This window comes from Pseudomonas piscis (assembly GCF_009380155.1).
Lineage (GTDB): Bacteria > Pseudomonadota > Gammaproteobacteria > Pseudomonadales > Pseudomonadaceae > Aquipseudomonas > Aquipseudomonas piscis.
Genome location: NZ_WHUV01000002.1, coordinates 1,047,089 through 1,064,672 on the forward strand (window position 1 = coordinate 1,047,089; position 17,584 = coordinate 1,064,672).

At 65.8% G+C, this 17,584-nt stretch carries 12 protein-coding genes; 10 read left to right on the plus strand and 2 right to left on the minus strand.

Going from position 1 to position 17,584, the window contains the following annotated elements:
• The first annotated feature begins 11 nt into the window (after positions 1-11).
• From nirJ to GDH07_RS14735, 3 genes are all read left to right on the plus strand, one after another.
• On the plus strand, positions 12-1,190 hold the full coding sequence (gene nirJ, locus GDH07_RS14725; protein ID WP_152898012.1) for a heme d1 biosynthesis radical SAM protein NirJ: 1,179 nt from the start codon (positions 12-14) through the stop codon (positions 1,188-1,190).
• A gap of 70 nt (positions 1,191-1,260) precedes the next feature.
• Positions 1,261-2,091, plus strand: a complete 831-nt coding sequence (gene cobA, locus GDH07_RS14730) for a uroporphyrinogen-III C-methyltransferase (protein ID WP_085598221.1) — start codon at positions 1,261-1,263, stop codon at positions 2,089-2,091.
• Positions 2,088-3,575 carry a nitrite reductase gene (locus GDH07_RS14735; RefSeq protein ID WP_152898013.1) on the plus strand — a complete coding sequence of 496 codons (1,488 nt, stop codon included), beginning with the start codon at positions 2,088-2,090 and terminating at the stop codon, positions 3,573-3,575. Before cobA ends, GDH07_RS14735 begins: the two co-directional genes overlap by 4 nt.
• 181 nt (positions 3,576-3,756) lie before the next feature.
• On the opposite strand, the gene GDH07_RS14740 is transcribed toward GDH07_RS14735, so the two are convergent.
• Both GDH07_RS14740 and GDH07_RS14745 read right to left on the minus strand, forming a co-directional pair.
• Positions 3,757-5,100 (minus strand): oxygen-independent coproporphyrinogen III oxidase, encoded by a 1,344-nt coding sequence (locus tag GDH07_RS14740; RefSeq protein WP_152898014.1) that lies wholly within the window; start codon positions 5,098-5,100, stop codon positions 3,757-3,759.
• Between the two features lie 105 nt (positions 5,101-5,205).
• Entirely contained in the window at positions 5,206-5,649 is a 444-nt protein-coding gene (locus GDH07_RS14745) for a CopD family copper resistance protein (RefSeq protein ID WP_053131310.1), read from the minus strand.
• Between the two features lie 295 nt (positions 5,650-5,944).
• Here GDH07_RS14745 and mexE point away from each other — a divergent pair, with 295 nt between their 5' ends.
• From mexE to GDH07_RS14780, 7 genes are all read left to right on the plus strand, one after another.
• A complete protein-coding gene (mexE, locus tag GDH07_RS14750) occupies positions 5,945-7,192 on the plus strand; it encodes a multidrug efflux RND transporter periplasmic adaptor subunit MexE (protein WP_152898015.1) in 1,248 nt (415 codons plus the stop codon).
• A gap of 15 nt (positions 7,193-7,207) precedes the next feature.
• Positions 7,208-10,387, plus strand: a complete 3,180-nt coding sequence (locus GDH07_RS14755) for an efflux RND transporter permease subunit (protein ID WP_053129211.1) — start codon at positions 7,208-7,210, stop codon at positions 10,385-10,387.
• On the plus strand, positions 10,384-11,805 hold the full coding sequence (locus GDH07_RS14760) for an efflux transporter outer membrane subunit (protein ID WP_053129208.1): 1,422 nt from the start codon (positions 10,384-10,386) through the stop codon (positions 11,803-11,805). The genes GDH07_RS14755 and GDH07_RS14760 overlap by 4 nt, the downstream gene beginning before the upstream one ends.
• A gap of 350 nt (positions 11,806-12,155) precedes the next feature.
• Positions 12,156-13,055, plus strand: coding sequence for a bestrophin family protein (locus GDH07_RS14765; RefSeq protein WP_053129206.1), 900 nt, complete (start codon positions 12,156-12,158; stop codon positions 13,053-13,055).
• A 71-nt stretch (positions 13,056-13,126) separates the two neighbouring features.
• Complete coding sequence (locus GDH07_RS14770) at positions 13,127-14,182, plus strand: HEAT repeat domain-containing protein (protein ID WP_152898307.1); 1,056 nt, start codon at positions 13,127-13,129, stop codon at positions 14,180-14,182.
• A 230-nt stretch (positions 14,183-14,412) separates the two neighbouring features.
• Positions 14,413-15,915, plus strand: a complete 1,503-nt coding sequence (locus tag GDH07_RS14775) for an ATPase domain-containing protein (protein ID WP_152898016.1) — start codon at positions 14,413-14,415, stop codon at positions 15,913-15,915.
• Complete coding sequence (locus tag GDH07_RS14780) at positions 15,912-17,582, plus strand: ATP-binding protein (RefSeq protein ID WP_152898017.1); 1,671 nt, start codon at positions 15,912-15,914, stop codon at positions 17,580-17,582. Before GDH07_RS14775 ends, GDH07_RS14780 begins: the two co-directional genes overlap by 4 nt.
• Positions 17,583-17,584 lie beyond the last annotated feature (2 nt).

Here is a 17,584-nt window from a genome sequence, read left to right on the forward strand (position 1 = left end):
AGGAGAGTTGCATGTTGAGGATCAGCCATTACCTGCGCGTCCTGGCCGGCCAGGCGCCGCCTCCCCGCACCAGCATACCGGGCAGCAACCGCCCGCCGGTGGTGATCTGGAACCTGCTGCGCCGGTGCAACCTGACCTGCAAGCACTGCTACGCCACCTCGGCCGACAGCGTGTTCCGCGACGAGCTCGACACCCCGGCGGCCTTGCAGGTGATCGACGATTTGGCCGAGGCCGGGGTCAAGGTGCTGATTCTCTCCGGCGGCGAGCCGCTGCTGCGCGACGATCTGTTCCAGCTCAGCGCCCACGCCAGGGCCCATGGCATGTTCGTCGCGCTGTCGAGCAACGGCACGCTGATCGACGAGAACAATATCGAGCAAGTGAGCGCCGCCGATTTCGACTACGTGGGCATCAGCATCGACGGCCTGCAGGACACCCACGACAGCTTTCGCCAGCTCAAGGGCAGCTTCGCCCGCTCGCTCAAGGCCATGCGCCTGTGTCGCGAGCGAGGCATCCGCGTGGGCATGCGCACCACCCTGACCCGCGACAACCACCAACAACTGCCCGAGCTGCTGGCCCTGATGCGCGACCTGGACGTGCAGAAGTTCTACCTCTCGCACCTCAACTACAGTGGCCGGGGCAAACGCAGCCGCGGCCTCGATGCCCACCTGCAGATGAGCCGCGAGGCCATGGCACTGTTGTTCGACCGGGCCTGGGAGGATATCGCCCAGGGCCGTGACAGCGACTTCGTCAGCGGCAACAACGACGCCGACGCCATCCTCCTGCTGCACTGGACCCGGCGCCAGTTGCCCGACCGGTACCCACAGCTGGAACAGATGCTCCGGGCCTGGGGCGGCAATGCCTCGGGCAGCGGCATCGCCAACATCGACAACACCGGCGAAGTGCACCCCGACACCTACTGGTGGCAACACTCGGTGGGCAACGTGCGGCGCACGCCATTTCGCACCCTGTGGCTGGAGCAACCCGACGTCCTGCTGCGCCAGTTGCGCCAGCATCCGCGCGCCGTCACCGGGCGTTGCGCCAGCTGCCGCTGGCTGGACATCTGCAACGGCAATACCCGCACCCGCGCCTGGGCCGCCGGCGACCTCTGGGGCCAGGACCCGGGCTGCCACCTGAGCGATGAAGAAATCGGCCTGCCCCCGCTCGCCCGCATTCCCTGCGTCACCTGTTGAGAACCTGGCCTCGGCAAGCGTCGATACAGGCGCAGCCGGCCACCCTGATGATGGATCGAGGATCGCCCACATGCATTCAGCCCTCACTCTACCTGCCGCCCTGCACTCGCCGTTCAACCCCGGGGAAGTCGCCCTGGTCGGCGCCGGGCCGGGCGATCCGCGCCTGTTGACCCTGCGTGCCTGGAGCTTGCTGATGCAGGCCGATGCCGTGGTCCATGACCGGCTGATCAGCGCCGAGCTGCTAGCGCTGATCCCCAGCCGTTGCCAGCGCCACTACGTGGGCAAGAGCAGCGGCTACCACAGCCTGCCGCAACCACGGATCAACCAGTTGCTGGCCGAGCTGGCCCAACAAGGGCTGAGGGTGGTGCGGCTCAAGGGCGGCGATCCGTTCATCTTCGGCCGTGGCGCCGAGGAACTGGACTACCTGCTGCAACAAGGCGTGGACTGCCAGGTGGTGCCGGGCATCACCGCCGCGGCCGGTTGCAGCGCCTATGCCGGGATTCCCCTGACCCATCGTGACCTGGTCAGCTCCTGCCGCTTCATCACGGGCCACCTGCAACGCGATGGCGCCCTCGACCTGCCCTGGCAGAGCCTGGCCGACAGCAGCCAGACCCTGGTGTTCTACATGGGGCTGGGCAACCTCGGGTTGATCACCGAGCGCCTGCTGGCCGCCGGCTTGGCCGCCGATACCCCGGCGGCGTTGATCAGCCGGGGCACCTGCCGCGACCAGCAGGTCCTGCGTGGCCGCCTGGCGCAACTGCCAGCATTGGCCGGGCAATGCTCCCTGGCCACCCCGACGCTCACCGTGATCGGCAAGGTGGTCGGCTTGTTCGCCCAGCACAGCATGGAGCAACCCGCGCATTTCGCCGGCGCCGGGCTCGAACTGGAGCTGACGCCATGAGGGCCCTGTGGTTGCTGCCGCTGTTGTGGATCAGCCCGGCCCATGGCAGCCCGGCCCTCGACCAGGCCGCCCGGGATTACCAGCAGTATTGCCAGGCCTGCCACGCTGCCAACCGCTTTGGCGGCAGCGGGCCGGCGTTGCTGCCCGAGAGCCTGGGACGGATCAAGCCGGCCGAGATCCGCCAAGTGATCAGCGCCGGCCGTCCGGCCAGCCAGATGGCCGGCTTCGCCCAGGTGCTGGGGCCGGAGCGCATCGACGCCCTGGCCGCCTACCTGCAACGACCGCCGGCCACGCTGCCGACCTGGAGCGAGGAGCAGGTCCGCGCCAGCCACCAGGTGCTCAACCCCATCGAGCAACTGCCCGCCACACCCCAGCATGGCGCCGACCCGCTGAACCTGTTCGTGGTGGTGGAAGCCGGCGACCATCACATCAGCATCCTCGATGGCGACCGCTTCACCGTGCTGGCGCGTTTCGCCACCCATTTCGCCGTGCACGGCGGGCCGAAATTCTCCCCCGACGGGCGCTTCGTCTACCTGGCCTCCCGCGATGGCTGGGTCAGCCAGTACGACCTGCACAACCTCAAGCTGGTGGCCGAGGTGCGGGCCGGGCTCAACACCCGCAACCTGGCGGTGAGCAAGAATGGACGCTGGGTGCTGGTGGGCAACTACCTGCCGGGCAACCTGGTGCTGCTGGACGCCCGCGACCTGACCCCGGTCAAGAGCATCGCCGCCATCGGCCAGGACGGCACCCCGTCGCGGGTCAGCGCGGTGTACACCGCCCCACCCCGGGACAGCTTCATCGTCGCGCTCAAGGACGTGAAGGAAGTCTGGGAGCTGTCCAGCGCCGGCAGCAACCCGGACTTCAGCCCACGGCGGATCCAGGCCCAGGACATGCTCGACGACTTTTCCTTCTCACCCGACTACCGCCAATTGCTGGCCACTTCGCGCCAGGCCCAGGGCGGCCAGGTGCTGGACCTGGACAGCGGCCGGGTGGTGGCCAACATCGCCCTGCCCGGCATGCCGCACCTGGGCTCGGGGACCTACTGGCAGCGCAACGGCGACTGGGTGTTCGCCACGCCGAACATCAGCAAGGGCCTGGTCTCGGTGATCGACCTCAAGACCTGGAAGCTGATCAAGGAGATTCCGACCCTGGGCCCGGGCTTCTTCATGCGCAGCCATGCCAACTCGGCCTACGCCTGGACCGATGTGTTCTTCGGCCCGGACAACGACGCCATCCACCTGATCGACAAACAGACCCTGGAAATCGCCCACACCTTGCGCCCGGTGCCGGGCAAGACCGCCGCCCATGTGGAGTTCAGCCATGACGGCCGCTACCTGTTGCTGAGCATCTGGGCCAACGACGGCGCGTTGATCGTCTACGACAGCCAGACGCTGAAGGAGATCAAGCGCATTCCCATGAACAAGCCTTCAGGCAAGTACAACGTGGGCAACAAGATCGAGTTCGCCGAGGGCACCTCGCACTAGCAGACCGTCGAAAAACGTAGGCGAGGCAGTCAGCGCAAGACAAGAACAGGCGAAAAAGCGCAGTTTACGAGTGGTAAATGAGCATTTTGACCGGGCTGGCGCACCGGCTTGTGTTCAACGCAGCGATGGCAACGCAGGCAGTTTTTCAACGGCCTGCTAGCCCTGGCCAACGCGCCCGCCATCAAGGACGGGCGTCGTGGTCCAGCCAGTCGCTCCCGGCCGCCGGTCCCGCCGGCGCCAGGTGCTCGAACAGCTGGCAGATGGCGTCCACTTCCAGGCGCCCGGCCGGCAGGATGCTGATGAAATCCTCGCTCAGTTCCACCAGCCCTGCGCTGCTCATGGCCTCGAGCGCACGCCAGGCACCGGGGAAGAACTGGCGCAAGACCAGACCATGACGTTGCTCGACGGCTCGCACATCCAGCTCCAGGTCACAGGCCAGGCGCTCCATCACTTGCTGACGGATCTGCGCGCCGCCCTCGCAGCGCCAGCCGCCCCAGGTGGCCAGCTGGTTGTGTTGCAACTGCTCCAGGTAGTCGCCCAGCACCTCGGTGTTCTGCGCATGCAGAGCATCGAACTGGCTGACCGCGCCCAGCCCCAGGCCGATCTGGTCGCAGTAGCCGTGCCGGGTGAAGCCCTGGTAATTGCGACTCAGGGCGCCACGCTCCTGGGCCATGGCCAGGTCATCATCGGGACGTACGAACAGCCCCAGGCCGATGTGCAGGTAGCCCGCCTGGGGCAGGCGCTCGAAACACAGGCGGCGCATCCGCGCCTTGTCCCCCAGGGTGCTGGCCGCCTGCCGGGGAGCCTGGGCATAGCGCCGGGGCGGTTGCGCGTAGTCGAATACTTGCACGCGGTCGGGCTCCAGCTCGACCAGGGTATCGAGCTTCAGGGCGAAGCTGTCCGGGGTCTGCCAGGCGTGGCCGTACCCCAGGTCGACACTCACCGAGCGATAACCGAAGGTACGCGCCGCATCGAGCAACGACTGGATCGGCGCCGGATCCTGGCGCCAGGCCGGCGCGCGCTCGCAGGCACAAGCATCATCGGGCACGCCGATGCTCACGTGGTTGAAACCCTGGTCGCGGAGCAGGCCCATGCTGGCCCAGTCGGTGCTCGGCAAATCGACCTCGACGCCATAGTCGCCGCTGTCGTGGTCGAGGAAGTTGAAGCGCTTGCGCAGCAGCTCCATCAGCCGCTGCAAGTGCGCCGGGTCGGGGGTGCCGCCGGCAAAGTGGAACTGCTCGACCCGCTGGGCATTGCCCAGGTGGCAGGCCACTAGCTGGATCTCCCGGGACAGGGCATCCAGGTAGGCCGCCATGGGTTGACCGGCGATCCGCAGCCTGCCGGGCAGGTGCAGGTTCAGGGCCAGTGGCCGGGGTTTGCTTCGGCTGGCGCGCAAGGCCCGCAGCACATCCAGGGAGCCGACGCCGGCATGGAACTGGCCGACCTCGACATGGTAGCGGGGCTCGAGTCCCCCCTGGTCACGCTGCACGCCCCGTCCGCGGCGAGAGTGAATGACATCGAACATGACAGAAGCTCCGAGACGGGCTGCAAAACTTCAGTGTCGACCGCTGGCCGCAGAGGGACCTTGACCTGCATCAAACCCACCTGGGGTGGCCGGCGCGGGGCGCGGCTACCAGGTGAGGTAGAACATGGCCTTGGCCAGCAGCACTATGGCCAGCATATGGGTGAAGACGCTGCCGTGGATGAAGCGCACCCAGCGGGCGGTCATGCGCTCGGTACGGAACAGCAGCATGGCGCCGAGGAAATGCACCAGGACGCTGGCGGCCAGCAGGATCTTGAGCAGCAGCAAGGTGCCGAACGAGGACTCCAGCGGCGCAGCCAGCAACGGCAGGTAACGCTGCCAGACCATGCCGATGCCGGCGCCGAACAGCACCAGCAATACCCAGGGCATCAGTTGTCGCGCCCGGCGGCCGACGGCCTGTTCGAGCAACAGCATGAGCCTGGCCGGCAATTGCCGGCGGATGTTCTCCAGGAACAGCACTTCGAAGAACACCGTGCCGATGAATACCAGCGCGGCGAACAGATGCAGGATCAGCAGTACGGGATAGATCATCATCCCCTCGTCGATGGCCGGTGTGGATTCCAGCCTAGCGCCGCACTGGCTTGAGCCGTTTGATGCCAATCAAGGAATTTAGCGTCGAGGTAGCGCCGCGCCAATATTGCGTCCAGGACAATAATTATTTGCGCCCAGGGGAATTGATAGGGGCCTAACGAAAGGCGCATGCTAGAGGGCTTGCCATGGGCTTATATCATTCCGAATGATAGTTACCTTTGCTTCATTCGATTCGTGAGATACAAACCCGCCGAGCATCATCCGCCCATCTCAAATTACCTTGGCGGATGTACCCATGGACCAGTCAGTCAAACTCTTAAGTTTTCCACTAGCCGCGCTCGCCGTGCTGGTGTTGAGCGCCTGCGGCAAGGCTCCACAGACCGCCTCCGCCCCGGCGGCAGCCAAGGTCAGCGTGGCCAAGGTGCTGGAGCAGCCCGTCAACGAGTGGGATGAGTTCACCGGGCGCCTGGAGGCGCCGGAAACCGTCGAGATCCGCCCACGGGTCTCGGGCCAGATCGACCAGGTGGCCTTCACCGAAGGTGCCCTGGTGAAGAAAGGCGACCTGCTGTTCCAGATCGACCCTCGGCCGTTCCAGGCCGAAGTGCGTCGCCTGGAAGCCCAGCTGCAACAGGCCCGGGCCACCGCGACCCGCAGCGCCAACGAAGCCCAGCGTGGCCAGCGCCTGTTGACCAGCAACGCGATTTCCGCCGAGCTGGCCGACACCCGCACCAGCGCCGCCCAGGAAGCCCGGGCCGGGGTCGACGCGATCCAGGCGCAACTGGACCTGGCCAAGCTCAACCTCAGCTTCACCCGCGTCCTCGCGCCCATCAGCGGCCGGGTCAGCCGGGCGCAGATCACCGCCGGCAACCTGGTGACCGCCGACGTCACCGCGCTGACCAGCGTGGTCTCCACCGACAAGGTCTACGCCTACTTCGACGCCGACGAGCGCGTGTACCTCAAGTACACCCAGCTTGCCCGCCAGGGCCAGCGCGGCCAGAGCACCCCGGTATACCTGGGCCTGTCCAACGAGGACGGCCACCCGCACCTGGGCCAGATGAACTTCGTCGACAACCAGGTCAACCCCAAGACCGGCACCATCCGTGGCCGCGCGGTGTTCGACAACAGCGACGGCAGCTACACCCCGGGCCTCTACGCCCGGCTGAAGCTGGTGGGCAGCGGTACTTACTCGGCGATGCTGATCAACGACGAAGCCGTGGGCACCGACCTGGGCAAGAAGTTCGTGCTGGTGATGGACGCCGATAACAAGCCGGCCTACCGCGCCGTCGAACTGGGACCGAAGATCGAAGGCCTGCGCATCGTGCGCAACGGCCTGAGCAAGGACGACACCATCATCGTCAAGGGCCTGCAACGGGCACGCCCGGGGGCACCGGTCACGCCTGAAGTGATCCCCATGGCCAGCAAGGAAACCCTCGCCGCCCTGGCCCAACAACGCCAAGCACTGGAAGCCAGCAACCTGCCGCAGGTCAGCCCTGCCAAGCCGGCTGTGGCCGTGAAACTCGCCGCCGCGACTCCGCGCGGTTAAGGGACGACTCTCAAGATGAATTTTTCCCAATTCTTCATATCAAGGCCGATCTTCGCAGCGGTGCTATCGCTGCTGATCCTGATCGCCGGCGCCATCTCGCTGTTCCAGCTCCCCATCAGCGAATACCCGGAAGTAGTGCCGCCGACCGTGGTGGTACGCGCCAACTTCCCGGGGGCCAACCCCAAGGTGATCGGTGAAACCGTGGCCGCGCCGCTGGAGCAGGCCATCACCGGGGTCGAGAACATGCTCTACATGTCCTCGCAATCCACCGCCGACGGCAAGATCACCCTGACCGTGACCTTCGCCCTGGGCACCGACCTGGACAACGCCCAGGTCCAGGTGCAGAACCGCGTGACCCGGACCCAGCCCAAGCTGCCGGAAGAAGTGACGCGCATCGGTATCACCGTGGACAAGGCCTCCCCCGACCTGACCATGGTGGTGCACCTGACCTCGCCGGACAAACGCTACGACATGCTCTACCTGTCCAACTACGCCATCCTCAACATCAAGGATGAGCTGGCGCGCCTGGGCGGCGTGGGCGACGTGCAGCTGTTCGGCATGGGCGACTACTCGCTGCGCGTGTGGCTGGACCCGAACAAGACCGCTTCGCGCAACCTGACCGCCACCGACGTGGTCACCGCGATCCGTGAACAGAACCGCCAGGTGGCTGCCGGTGCCCTGGGCGCGCCACCTGCGCCCAACGCCACCAGCTTCCAGCTGTCGGTCAACACCCAGGGCCGCCTGGTCACCGAGGAAGAGTTCGAGAACATCATCATTCGCTCCGGCGAAGACGGCGAGATCACCCGCCTGAAGGACATCGCCCGGGTCGAGCTGGGGTCGAGCCAGTACGCCCTGCGCTCGCTGCTGGACAATCAGCCGGCGGTAGCGATCCCGATCTTCCAGCGTCCGGGCTCCAATGCCATCGAGATCTCCAACGAAGTGCGGGCCAAGATGGCCGAGCTCAAGCAGAGTTTCCCCGAAGGCATGGACTTCAGCATCGTCTACGACCCGACCATCTTCGTCCGTGGCTCCATCGAGGCAGTGGTGCATACCCTGTTCGAAGCCCTGGTACTGGTGGTGCTGGTGGTGATCCTGTTCCTGCAGACCTGGCGCGCCTCGATCATCCCGCTGGTGGCCGTCCCGGTCTCGCTGATCGGCACCTTCGCGGTGATGCACATGTTCGGCTTCTCGCTCAACGCGCTGTCGCTGTTCGGCCTGGTACTGGCCATCGGCATCGTGGTGGACGACGCCATCGTGGTGGTGGAGAACGTCGAACGTAACATCGGCCTGGGCCTGAACCCGGTGGAAGCCACCAAGCGCGCCATGCGCGAAGTGACCGGCCCGATCATCGCCACCGCCCTGGTGCTATGCGCGGTATTCGTGCCCGCGGCCTTCATCAGTGGCCTGACCGGACAGTTCTACAAGCAGTTCGCCCTGACCATCGCCATTTCCACGGTGATCTCGGCCTTCAACTCCCTGACCCTGTCCCCGGCCCTGGCGGCAGTGCTGCTCAAGGAGCACCACGCGCCCAAGGACCGTTTCTCGCTGTTCCTCGACAAGCTACTGGGTGGCTGGCTGTTCAAGCCGTTCAACCGCTTCTTCGAGCGCGCCAGCAACGGCTACGTCGGCACGGTGCGCCGGGTCATTCGTGGCAGCGGCATCGCCCTGTTCCTGTATGCCGGCCTGATGGTCCTGACCTGGTTCGGCTTCGCCCACACGCCCACCGGCTTCGTTCCGGCCCAGGACAAGCAGTACCTGGTGGCCTTCGCCCAGTTGCCGGATGCGGCGAGCCTGGATCGTACCGAGGACGTGATCAAGCGCATGTCCGACATCGCCCTGAAGCAGCCTGGGGTGGAAAGCGCCGTGGCCTTCCCCGGCCTGTCGATCAACGGCTTCACCAACAGCCCGAACAACGGCATCGTCTTCGTCACCTTGAAGCCCTTTGAGGAGCGCAAGGACCCGAGCATGTCCGCCGGTGCCATCGCCGGGGCCCTGAACGGCAAGTACGCTGACATCCAGGATGCCTACATGGCGATCTTCCCACCGCCACCGGTACAGGGCCTGGGCACCATCGGCGGGTTCCGCCTGCAGGTCGAGGACCGTGGCGGCCTGGGCTACGAGGACCTGTACAAGGAAGTGCAGAACGTCATTGCCAAGAGCCGCAACGTGCCGGAACTGGCCGGGTTGTTCACCAGCTACCAGGTCAACGTGCCCCAGGTGGACGCGGCCATCGACCGGGAAAAGGCCAAGACCCACGGCGTGGCGATCTCGGACATCTTCGACACCCTGCAGATCTACCTGGGTTCGCTGTATGCCAACGACTTCAACCGCTTCGGACGCACCTACCAGGTCAACGTCCAGGCCGAGCAGCAGTTCCGCCTGGAAGCCGAGCAGATCGGCCAGCTGAAAGTGCGCAACAACAAGGGCGAGATGATCCCCCTGGCGACCTTCATCAAGGTCAGCGACACCGCAGGTCCCGACCGCGTCATGCACTACAACGGCTTCGTCACCGCCGAGATCAACGGCGCGGCAGCTCCGGGCTACAGCTCCGGGCAAGCGGAAGCGGCGATCGAGAAACTGCTCAAGGAAGAACTGCCCAACGGCATGACCTATGAATGGACCGAGTTGACCTACCAGCAGATCCTGGCTGGCAACACCGCGCTGTTCGTGTTCCCGCTGTGCGTACTGCTGGCCTTCCTGGTGCTGGCCGCCCAGTACGAAAGCTGGAGCCTGCCACTGGCGGTGATCCTGATCGTGCCCATGACCCTGCTGTCGGCCATTGCCGGGGTGATCATCTCCGGGGGCGACAACAACATCTTCACCCAGATCGGCTTGATCGTACTGGTGGGCCTGGCGTGCAAGAACGCGATCCTGATCGTCGAGTTCGCCAAGGACAAGCAAGAGGAAGGCCTGGACCCGCTGGCCGCCGTACTGGAAGCCTGCCGCCTGCGCCTGCGGCCGATCCTGATGACCTCCTTCGCCTTCATCATGGGCGTGGTGCCCCTGGTGATCTCCAGCGGCGCAGGTGCGGAAATGCGTCATGCCATGGGTGTGGCGGTGTTCTCCGGGATGCTCGGGGTGACCTTCTTCGGCCTGCTGCTGACCCCGGTGTTCTATGTCCTGATCCGCAACTACGTGGAGCGCAGCGAGGCCCGCAAGGCCGCCCGCGCCCTGCAACTGGAGACGCAACAATGAGTTCGAAAGTCTTCCTGCCGAGCCTGCTGGTACTGGCCCTGAGCGCCTGTGCGGTAGGTCCGGACTACCAGACCCCGAGCACCGAGGCGGCGCATATCAGCGCCGCCGGCGACACCGCTGCGGGCCAGAAGAACTTCGATCGCGCGCGCTTCGAAGGCATCTGGTGGCAGCAGTTCGACGATCCGACGCTCAACCAGCTGGTGAGCCAGTCGCTCAAGGGTAACCGTGAGCTGCGGGTGGCCTTCGCCCGCCTGCGGGCCGCCCGGGCGATCCGCGATGACGCCAGCAATGACGCCATGCCGACCATCACCAGCCGCGCCAGCAGCAACCTGGGCAAGGGCCAGGTGCCCGGCCAGACCAGCAAGCGGGTCAATAGCGAGCGCTACGACCTGGGGCTGGACATGGCCTGGGAGCTGGACCTGTTCGGCCGCATCCAGCGCAACCTGGAAGCCACCGAAGCCGACCAGCAAGCCGCCGAGGCCGACCTCTACCAGTTGCAGGTGACCATGATCGCCGAGCTGGTGGATGCCTACGGCCAGCTGCGTGGCGCACAACTGCGGGAAAAGATCGCCCTGGCCAACCTGGACAACCAGAAGGCCTCGCGCAAGATCACCGAAAGCCTGCGTGATGCCGGAGTGGGCGACCAGCTGGACGTGGTCCGCGCCGATGCGCGCCTGGCCGCGGTGGAGGCCAGCGTGCCGCAACTGCAGGCCGAGCAGGTGCGCCAGCGCAACCGCATCGCCACCCTGCTGGGTGAGCGCCCGGACAAACTCAGTGTCGACCTTTCGCCCGCGCAGTTGCCGGCCATCGCCAAGGCCTTGCCGATCGGCGATCCGGGCGAGCTGCTGCAGCGCCGGCCGGACATCCTCAGCGCCGAACGCAAGCTGGCCGCCGCCACTGCGCGAATCGGCGTGGCCAAGGCCGATCTGTTCCCGCGGGTCAGCCTCAGTGGTTTCCTCGGCTTCACCGCCGGGCGTGGTTCGCAGATCGGCTCCTCGGCGGCCAATGCCTGGGCCCTGGGCCCGAGCATCACCTGGGCCGCCTTCGACCTGGGCAGTGTGCGGGCGCGCCTGCGCGGCGCCGACGCCAATGCCGACGGCGCCCTGGCCAACTATGAGCAGCAGGTGCTGCTGGCCCTGGAAGAGTCGGAGAATGCCTTCAGCGACTACGGCAAGCGCCAGCAGCGCCTGCTCTCGCTGATCCGCCAGAGCGAGTCCAGTCGCGCCGCCGCCGACCTGGCCGAGATCCGCTATCGCGAAGGCACCGTGGACTTCCTGGTGCTGCTGGACGCCCAGCGCGAGCGCCTGGCCGCCGAAGACTCCCAGGCCCAGGCCGAAGTCGAGCTGTACCGCGGCATCGTCGCCATCTACAAGGCCCTGGGCGGTGGCTGGCAACCCGAGACGGTGGCCAGCAACTAAAGAATTGCAACGAGCTCCTTTGGTTGGCCGCAACCAACCAATGTTTGGCCCCGTGGATCATTCGGTCGCGGGGCCTTTTTTTGCCCGGATACCGACCTGCCGCCACGCAAGGCTGCGTCCGGCTTGGGCGGCATGTCGAAGTAGCAGGTGCAGGCGCTTGCAACCGCTGAAGATCGCCAAGCAAGGTCCTGCGGACCTTCGTGCAGCCTCGCCGATGGCTCGACAGCGGCTACACGGCGAAGGATCGTCGATAGAGGGGATCGATCAACCAGTCGGCCATTACGATTGGACAGCCACCCGGCCCGCTCCTAACCTGCGCTCGCCTCGTAGTCGCCCAGGCCTTCATGCCCATGATCGTGCGTCCCAAACCGAACCTGATCGCCCTGCTCTTCGCCCTCAAGGGCTCGATCGCCAAGCGCATCGCCTTGCGCTGCGCCCTGGTGACCCTGCTGGCCTCGGTCATTGTGCTGGTGGAAACCCTGCAGCCCAGCTACTTTTCCAGGGTCAGCGCCACACCGTTCACCCTGCTGGGGCTGTCGTTGTCGATTTTCATGAGCTTTCGCAACAACGCCTGCTATGACCGCTGGTGGGAGGGCCGCAAGCAACTGGGGCAGCTGGCCATCGAGGTGCGCTCGCTGATCCGCGAGAGCCTGGTGCTCGAAGGCCATCGCGAACGTGAAGGCTTGCTGCGTGATCTCTGTGGTTTCGCCCATAGCCTGATCGCCCGGCTGCGCCACGAGGACGAGGCCAGTGCCCTGGCACCCTGGGCCCAGGCGCCCGTGGACCGGCAGCACCCGAACCTGACCGACGCCCAGTTGCAGCACATCGGCCGGCGCTGCTCGCAATGGGCACGACAAGGGCTGATCAGCGAATGGCGCTATACCCAGCTGGAAACTCGCCTGGTCAGCCTGAGCCTGGTCCAGGCGGCCTGCGAACGTATCCAGAACACTCCGCTGCCCTTTCCCTATACCCTGCTGCTGCACCGCACCATCTACCTGTTCTGCATTCTCCTGCCGTTCGCCATGGCCGAACCGCTGGGCTGGCTGGCGCCGATCTTCACCGCCATCGTCAGCTACACCTTCCTGGGCCTGGACGAAATCGGCGACGACCTCGAAAACCCCTTCGGCTACGACGACAACGACCTGCCCTGCAGTGCTCTACTGCGCGGCCTGGAGCGCGAAGTGCTGGCGGCGTTGGGTGAACCGCAACTGCCACCGCCGCTGGAACCCCGGGAATACGTGTTGACCTGATCGCGGGTTTGACTCGGGCCGGTTCCTGGTCGAAGCTTGCTCCCTCTTCAAGTCGCCAATTTCCCATGCCTATGACCCGAGTCCGTCGCTACCTGCTGATCAGCCTGCCCATCGTCATCCTCCTGGTCCTGGCCTGGTCGTTCTGGCGCAGCGCTCCGCCGGCGGTGCCGGATGCCATCAGGCACGGCTACGGCCAGGCCCTGGAGAAGGCGCGCAACGGCCAACCCGGTGCGGCCAGGGTGCTCTACCAGCAACTGGGGCGTCCGGATCTCGATGACCAGCAACGTATCCGCCTGCTGGCGGTACTGCCCAACTACCCCAGCCCCCAGGCCCTGAAGCTGGCCGATGCCGACCTGCAGCACCCTTCGCCCGAAGTGCGCAAGGCGGCCATCAAGAGCGTGCTCGGCCTGGTGCCCAGCGGCAAGCGCAGTCTGCTGCTGGGGCCTTTGCTGAGCGATCCGGAGCAAAGCGTGCGCTTCGCCGCGGTGGACGCCCTGCTGGGCCTGTCCCCGGACGACCAGGGCCTGTACTTCGGCCCGCTGCAGCAGGTGATCGATGAATACACCCAGGTGCTCAGGACCCGTGGCGACAATGTCGAAGCCCAGTACCAGCTGGCTCGCCTGTACCTGCATAACGCCGACCTGGCCAGGGCCCAGCAGACCCTGGAGCAGGCACTGAAACTGGCGCCGGACAACCTGCAGGCGGTGGTCTTGCAGATCGAGGTGCTGGACAAGCAGGGCCAGAGCGAGGCGGCCCGCCAACTGCTGGCCAAGCAACTGCAGGCCCAGCAGGACTCGGCCTACCTGCAGCACGCCCTGGGGCTCTGGCTGCTGCACCACGGCCAGGGTGAATTCGCCCTGCTGGGCCTGGCCCGGGCAGTGGAGCTGGAGCCGAACAATGCCGCCTACCGCTACGACCTGGCCACTACCCTGCACAGCGAGCAGGAACTGGAGGCCGCGCAGAAGCAGCTGGAGGAAATCGTCCAGCGCCAACCCTACAACCGCAAGGCGCGGGTGCTGCTGATCAGTTACTGGAAGGAAAGCGGCCAGTTGCAGAATGTCCAGGTGCTGTTGGCCCAGCTGGAACAACAGAACCCCGACGACCCGGCCCTGCAGCAAGGGCTCTGACCTTTCGCCCCCTACCGCGCGATCCCTTTCGTGGCCGCTACGCGCCCGCGAGGCTGCGCCAAGGTCCGCAGGACCTTCTTGCGATCTTCAGGCGATCCCTCCTGCGGCAGCGGCTATAACCCATGGTGGCGATAAAAGGTTGAACCGCGCTGGCGGCAAACGGTCAAGTGATCAAAGCGGCATCGCGCCCCGCGTGCCGCCGCCGATCGGATCCATTGCGAGGGGATTGCTTGATCACTTCATCTGCGTTGCTCAGCGAAAAGGCCAGCATCGGCATCGAAGGCCTGGACGACATTCTCAACGGCGGCCTGTCCCGCAGCCACGTATTCCTGCTGGAGGGCGAGCCTGGCACGGGCAAGACCACCATCGCCCTGCACTTTTTGCGGGCCGGGGCCCAGGCCGGTGAGCGCTGCCTGTACATCACCCTGTCCGAAACCGAGCGCGAACTGCGCCAGGGCGCCCAGTCCCATGGCTGGGAGCTGGACGACAATATCCATATCTTCGAGCTGACCCCACCGGAGAGCCTGCTCGATACCGAACACCAGCAAAGCCTGCTGTATTCCTCGGACCTGGAACTGGGAGAAGCCACAAGGCAGATCTTCGAGGTGGTGGAACGGGTCAAGCCGACCCGGGTGGTGGTGGACAGCCTCTCGGAGATCCGCTTGCTGGCGCAGAACTCCCTGCGTTATCGCCGCCAGATCCTGGCGATCAAGCACTACTTCGTGCGCTACGACGCCACCGTCCTGCTGCTGGACGACCTGACCAGCGACACCCTGGACAAGACCGTGCACAGCGTGGCCCATGGAGTGATCCGCCTGGAAGAACTGACGCCAAGCTACGGCTCCGAGCGCCGGCGTATCCGGATAATGAAGTACCGCGGCCAGAAGTATCGCGGCGGCTACCATGACTTCACCATCCAGGGCGGCGGCGTGCATGTATTCCCGCGCCTGGTGGCGGCCGAGCACCGCAGCGGCTACCAGCGCGGCACCTTGACCAGCGGCATCGCCGAACTGGACTCCCTGCTCGGCGGCGGGATAGCCAGCGGTTCCAGCACCCTGATCCTCGGCCCGGCCGGCACCGGCAAGTCGTTGCTGGCGCTGATCTTCGCCACCGCCGCCGTGGCCCGGGGGGAAAAGGCTGCGCTGTTCATCTTCGATGAAGAACTGGGGCTCTTGTTCGAGCGCATGACCAAGCTGGGCATCGACCTGCAAGCCCTGCGCGACAGCGGCAACCTGGTGGTCGAACAGGTGGACGCCGCCGAGCTGACGCCAGGCGAGCTGTCGCACCGGGTGCGGCGCTGCGTCGACCATGGCCAGATCAAGACCGTGGTGATCGACAGCATCAATGGCTACCAGGCGGCGATGCCCGAGGAGAACGCCCTGGTACTGCATATGCACGAGCTATTGCTGTACCTCAACCGCCAGGGCGCGGCGACCTTCATGACCGTGGCCCAGCATGGCCTGGTGGGCGACATGCAAGCCCCGGTGGACATCACCTACCTGGCCGATACGGTGATCCTGCTGCGCTACTTCGAAGCCCTGGGCAAGGTGCGCCGAGCCATCTCGATCATCAAGAAACGCACCGGCAGCCACGAATCGACCATCCGCGAGTACCGCATCAGCGGCCAGGGCCTGACCATCGGCGAGCCCCTGGAGGCCTTCCAGGGCGTACTGCGTGGCGTGCCCAACTACCAGGGCGAGGACAAGCCATTGCTCAAGGACGAGGTGCCATGACCCTGGGCCCGGCCTTTTCCGAACGGGCCCTGGTGCTAACGCCCCATGGCCGCGACAGCCAGCTGGCGCAGATGATGCTGGGCGAAGCCGGCGTCAGCAGCTTGATCATCCCGCATCTGGGTGCCCTGTGCGAAGAACTGGAGCAAGGCGCGGGGCTGGCGATCATCGCCGCCGAAGCCTTGCTGGGGGTCGACCTCGAGCCGTTGCTGCGCCATCTGGAGCAACAACCGGCCTGGTCGGACCTGCCCATTGTGTTGCTGACCCACCATGGCGGGCCGGAACAGAATCCGGCCGCCAGGTTCAGTACGCCGTTGGGCAATGTCAGCTTCCTCGAACGGCCGTTCCACCCCGCTACCCTGATCAGCCTGGTCAGTACCGCATTGCGTGGCCGGCGCCGCCAATACGAAGCCCGGGACCGGCTGATCGACCTGAGCCAGAGCGAGCTGCGCCTGCAACGCACCCTGGAAACCCTGGAACAGCAGGTGGAGGAACGCACCGCGCAGCTGCGGCACAACGAAGAGGCCCTGCGCCAGTCGCAGAAGATGGAAGCGGTCGGCCAGCTCACCGGCGGTATCGCCCATGACTTCAACAACATGCTCACCGGCATCATCGGCAGCCTGGAGCTGCTGCGCCGGCGCCTGGCCCGGGGCCGGACCGAGGACCTGGACAGCCTGATCGAACTCGGGGTGACCTCGGCCAACCGCGCCGCCGGCCTGACCCACCGCCTGCTGGCCTTCTCCCGGCGCCAATCGCTGGATGCCAAGCCCGTGGAGATGAATGCCCTGGTCAGCTCCATGGGCGAGCTGCTGCAACGCAGCCTCAGCGAGAACATCCGGCTGGAACTGCGCCTGTGCGAGCAGCTGTGGGTGGCCGAGGCCGACCCCAACCAGCTCGAGAGCGCCCTGCTCAACCTCGCGCTCAATGCCCGGGATGCCATGCCCAACGGTGGCCAGTTGCTGGTGGAGACCTGCAATCGCCAGCTGGACGCAGCCTTCACTCAGGCCCACGACAACCTCGAACCTGGCGACTACGTGGTGCTGCGGGTCAGCGACAACGGCTGCGGCATGCCCGAAGCCATCCTCAATCGAGTATTCGACCCCTTCTTCACCACCAAGCCCATCGGCCAGGGCACTGGCCTGGGGCTGTCGATGATCTATGGCTTCAGCAAGCAGTCCCACGGCCATGTGACCCTGGACAGTACCCAGGGCCAGGGCACCCAGGTCTGCCTGTACCTGCCGCGTTTTCGCGGTGACTCGGCCAGCGACGAACATCAGGTGGAGGAGCATGCGGTCGCCGCACAAAACGGCGAGACGGTCTTGATCGTCGAGGACGACCCGGCGGTGCGGGTGCTGGTCAGTACCGTGCTGGGCGAGTTGGGCTACCACTTCCTCGAGGCCGGCGACGCCCAGGGCGCCATGCCGATTCTCGATTCACCACAGCGTATCGACCTCCTGGTCAGCGACGTGGGCCTGCCAGGCATGAACGGCCGGCAACTGGCGGAAATCGGGCGGCAATTGCGCCCACAGCTCAAGGTGCTGTTCATCACCGGCTACGCCGAGCATGCGGCGGTCCGGGGCGGTTTCCTCGACCCTGGCATGCAGCTGATCACCAAGCCGTTCACCTTCGACCTGCTGACCACCAAGGTGCGGGAAATGCTCCGCGAGTGAGG

What these genes read in the sequence shown, in the direction of transcription:
- cobA (WP_085598221.1), top strand. Translation starts at nt 1,261, where the DNA reads ATGCATTCAGCCCTCACTCTACCTGCCGCCCTGCACTCGCCGTTCAAC.
- GDH07_RS14765 (WP_053129206.1), top strand. Translation starts at nt 12,156, where the DNA reads ATGATCGTGCGTCCCAAACCGAACCTGATCGCCCTGCTCTTCGCCCTC.
- GDH07_RS14755 (WP_053129211.1), top strand. Translation starts at nt 7,208, where the DNA reads ATGAATTTTTCCCAATTCTTCATATCAAGGCCGATCTTCGCAGCGGTG.
- GDH07_RS14740 (WP_152898014.1), bottom strand. Translation starts at nt 5,100, where the DNA reads ATGTTCGATGTCATTCACTCTCGCCGCGGACGGGGCGTGCAGCGTGAC.
- GDH07_RS14735 (WP_152898013.1), top strand. Translation starts at nt 2,088, where the DNA reads ATGAGGGCCCTGTGGTTGCTGCCGCTGTTGTGGATCAGCCCGGCCCAT.
- GDH07_RS14770 (WP_152898307.1), top strand. Translation starts at nt 13,127, where the DNA reads ATGACCCGAGTCCGTCGCTACCTGCTGATCAGCCTGCCCATCGTCATC.
- GDH07_RS14760 (WP_053129208.1), top strand. Translation starts at nt 10,384, where the DNA reads ATGAGTTCGAAAGTCTTCCTGCCGAGCCTGCTGGTACTGGCCCTGAGC.
- nirJ (WP_152898012.1), top strand. Translation starts at nt 12, where the DNA reads ATGTTGAGGATCAGCCATTACCTGCGCGTCCTGGCCGGCCAGGCGCCG.
- mexE (WP_152898015.1), top strand. Translation starts at nt 5,945, where the DNA reads ATGGACCAGTCAGTCAAACTCTTAAGTTTTCCACTAGCCGCGCTCGCC.
- GDH07_RS14745 (WP_053131310.1), bottom strand. Translation starts at nt 5,649, where the DNA reads ATGATCTATCCCGTACTGCTGATCCTGCATCTGTTCGCCGCGCTGGTA.
- GDH07_RS14780 (WP_152898017.1), top strand. Translation starts at nt 15,912, where the DNA reads ATGACCCTGGGCCCGGCCTTTTCCGAACGGGCCCTGGTGCTAACGCCC.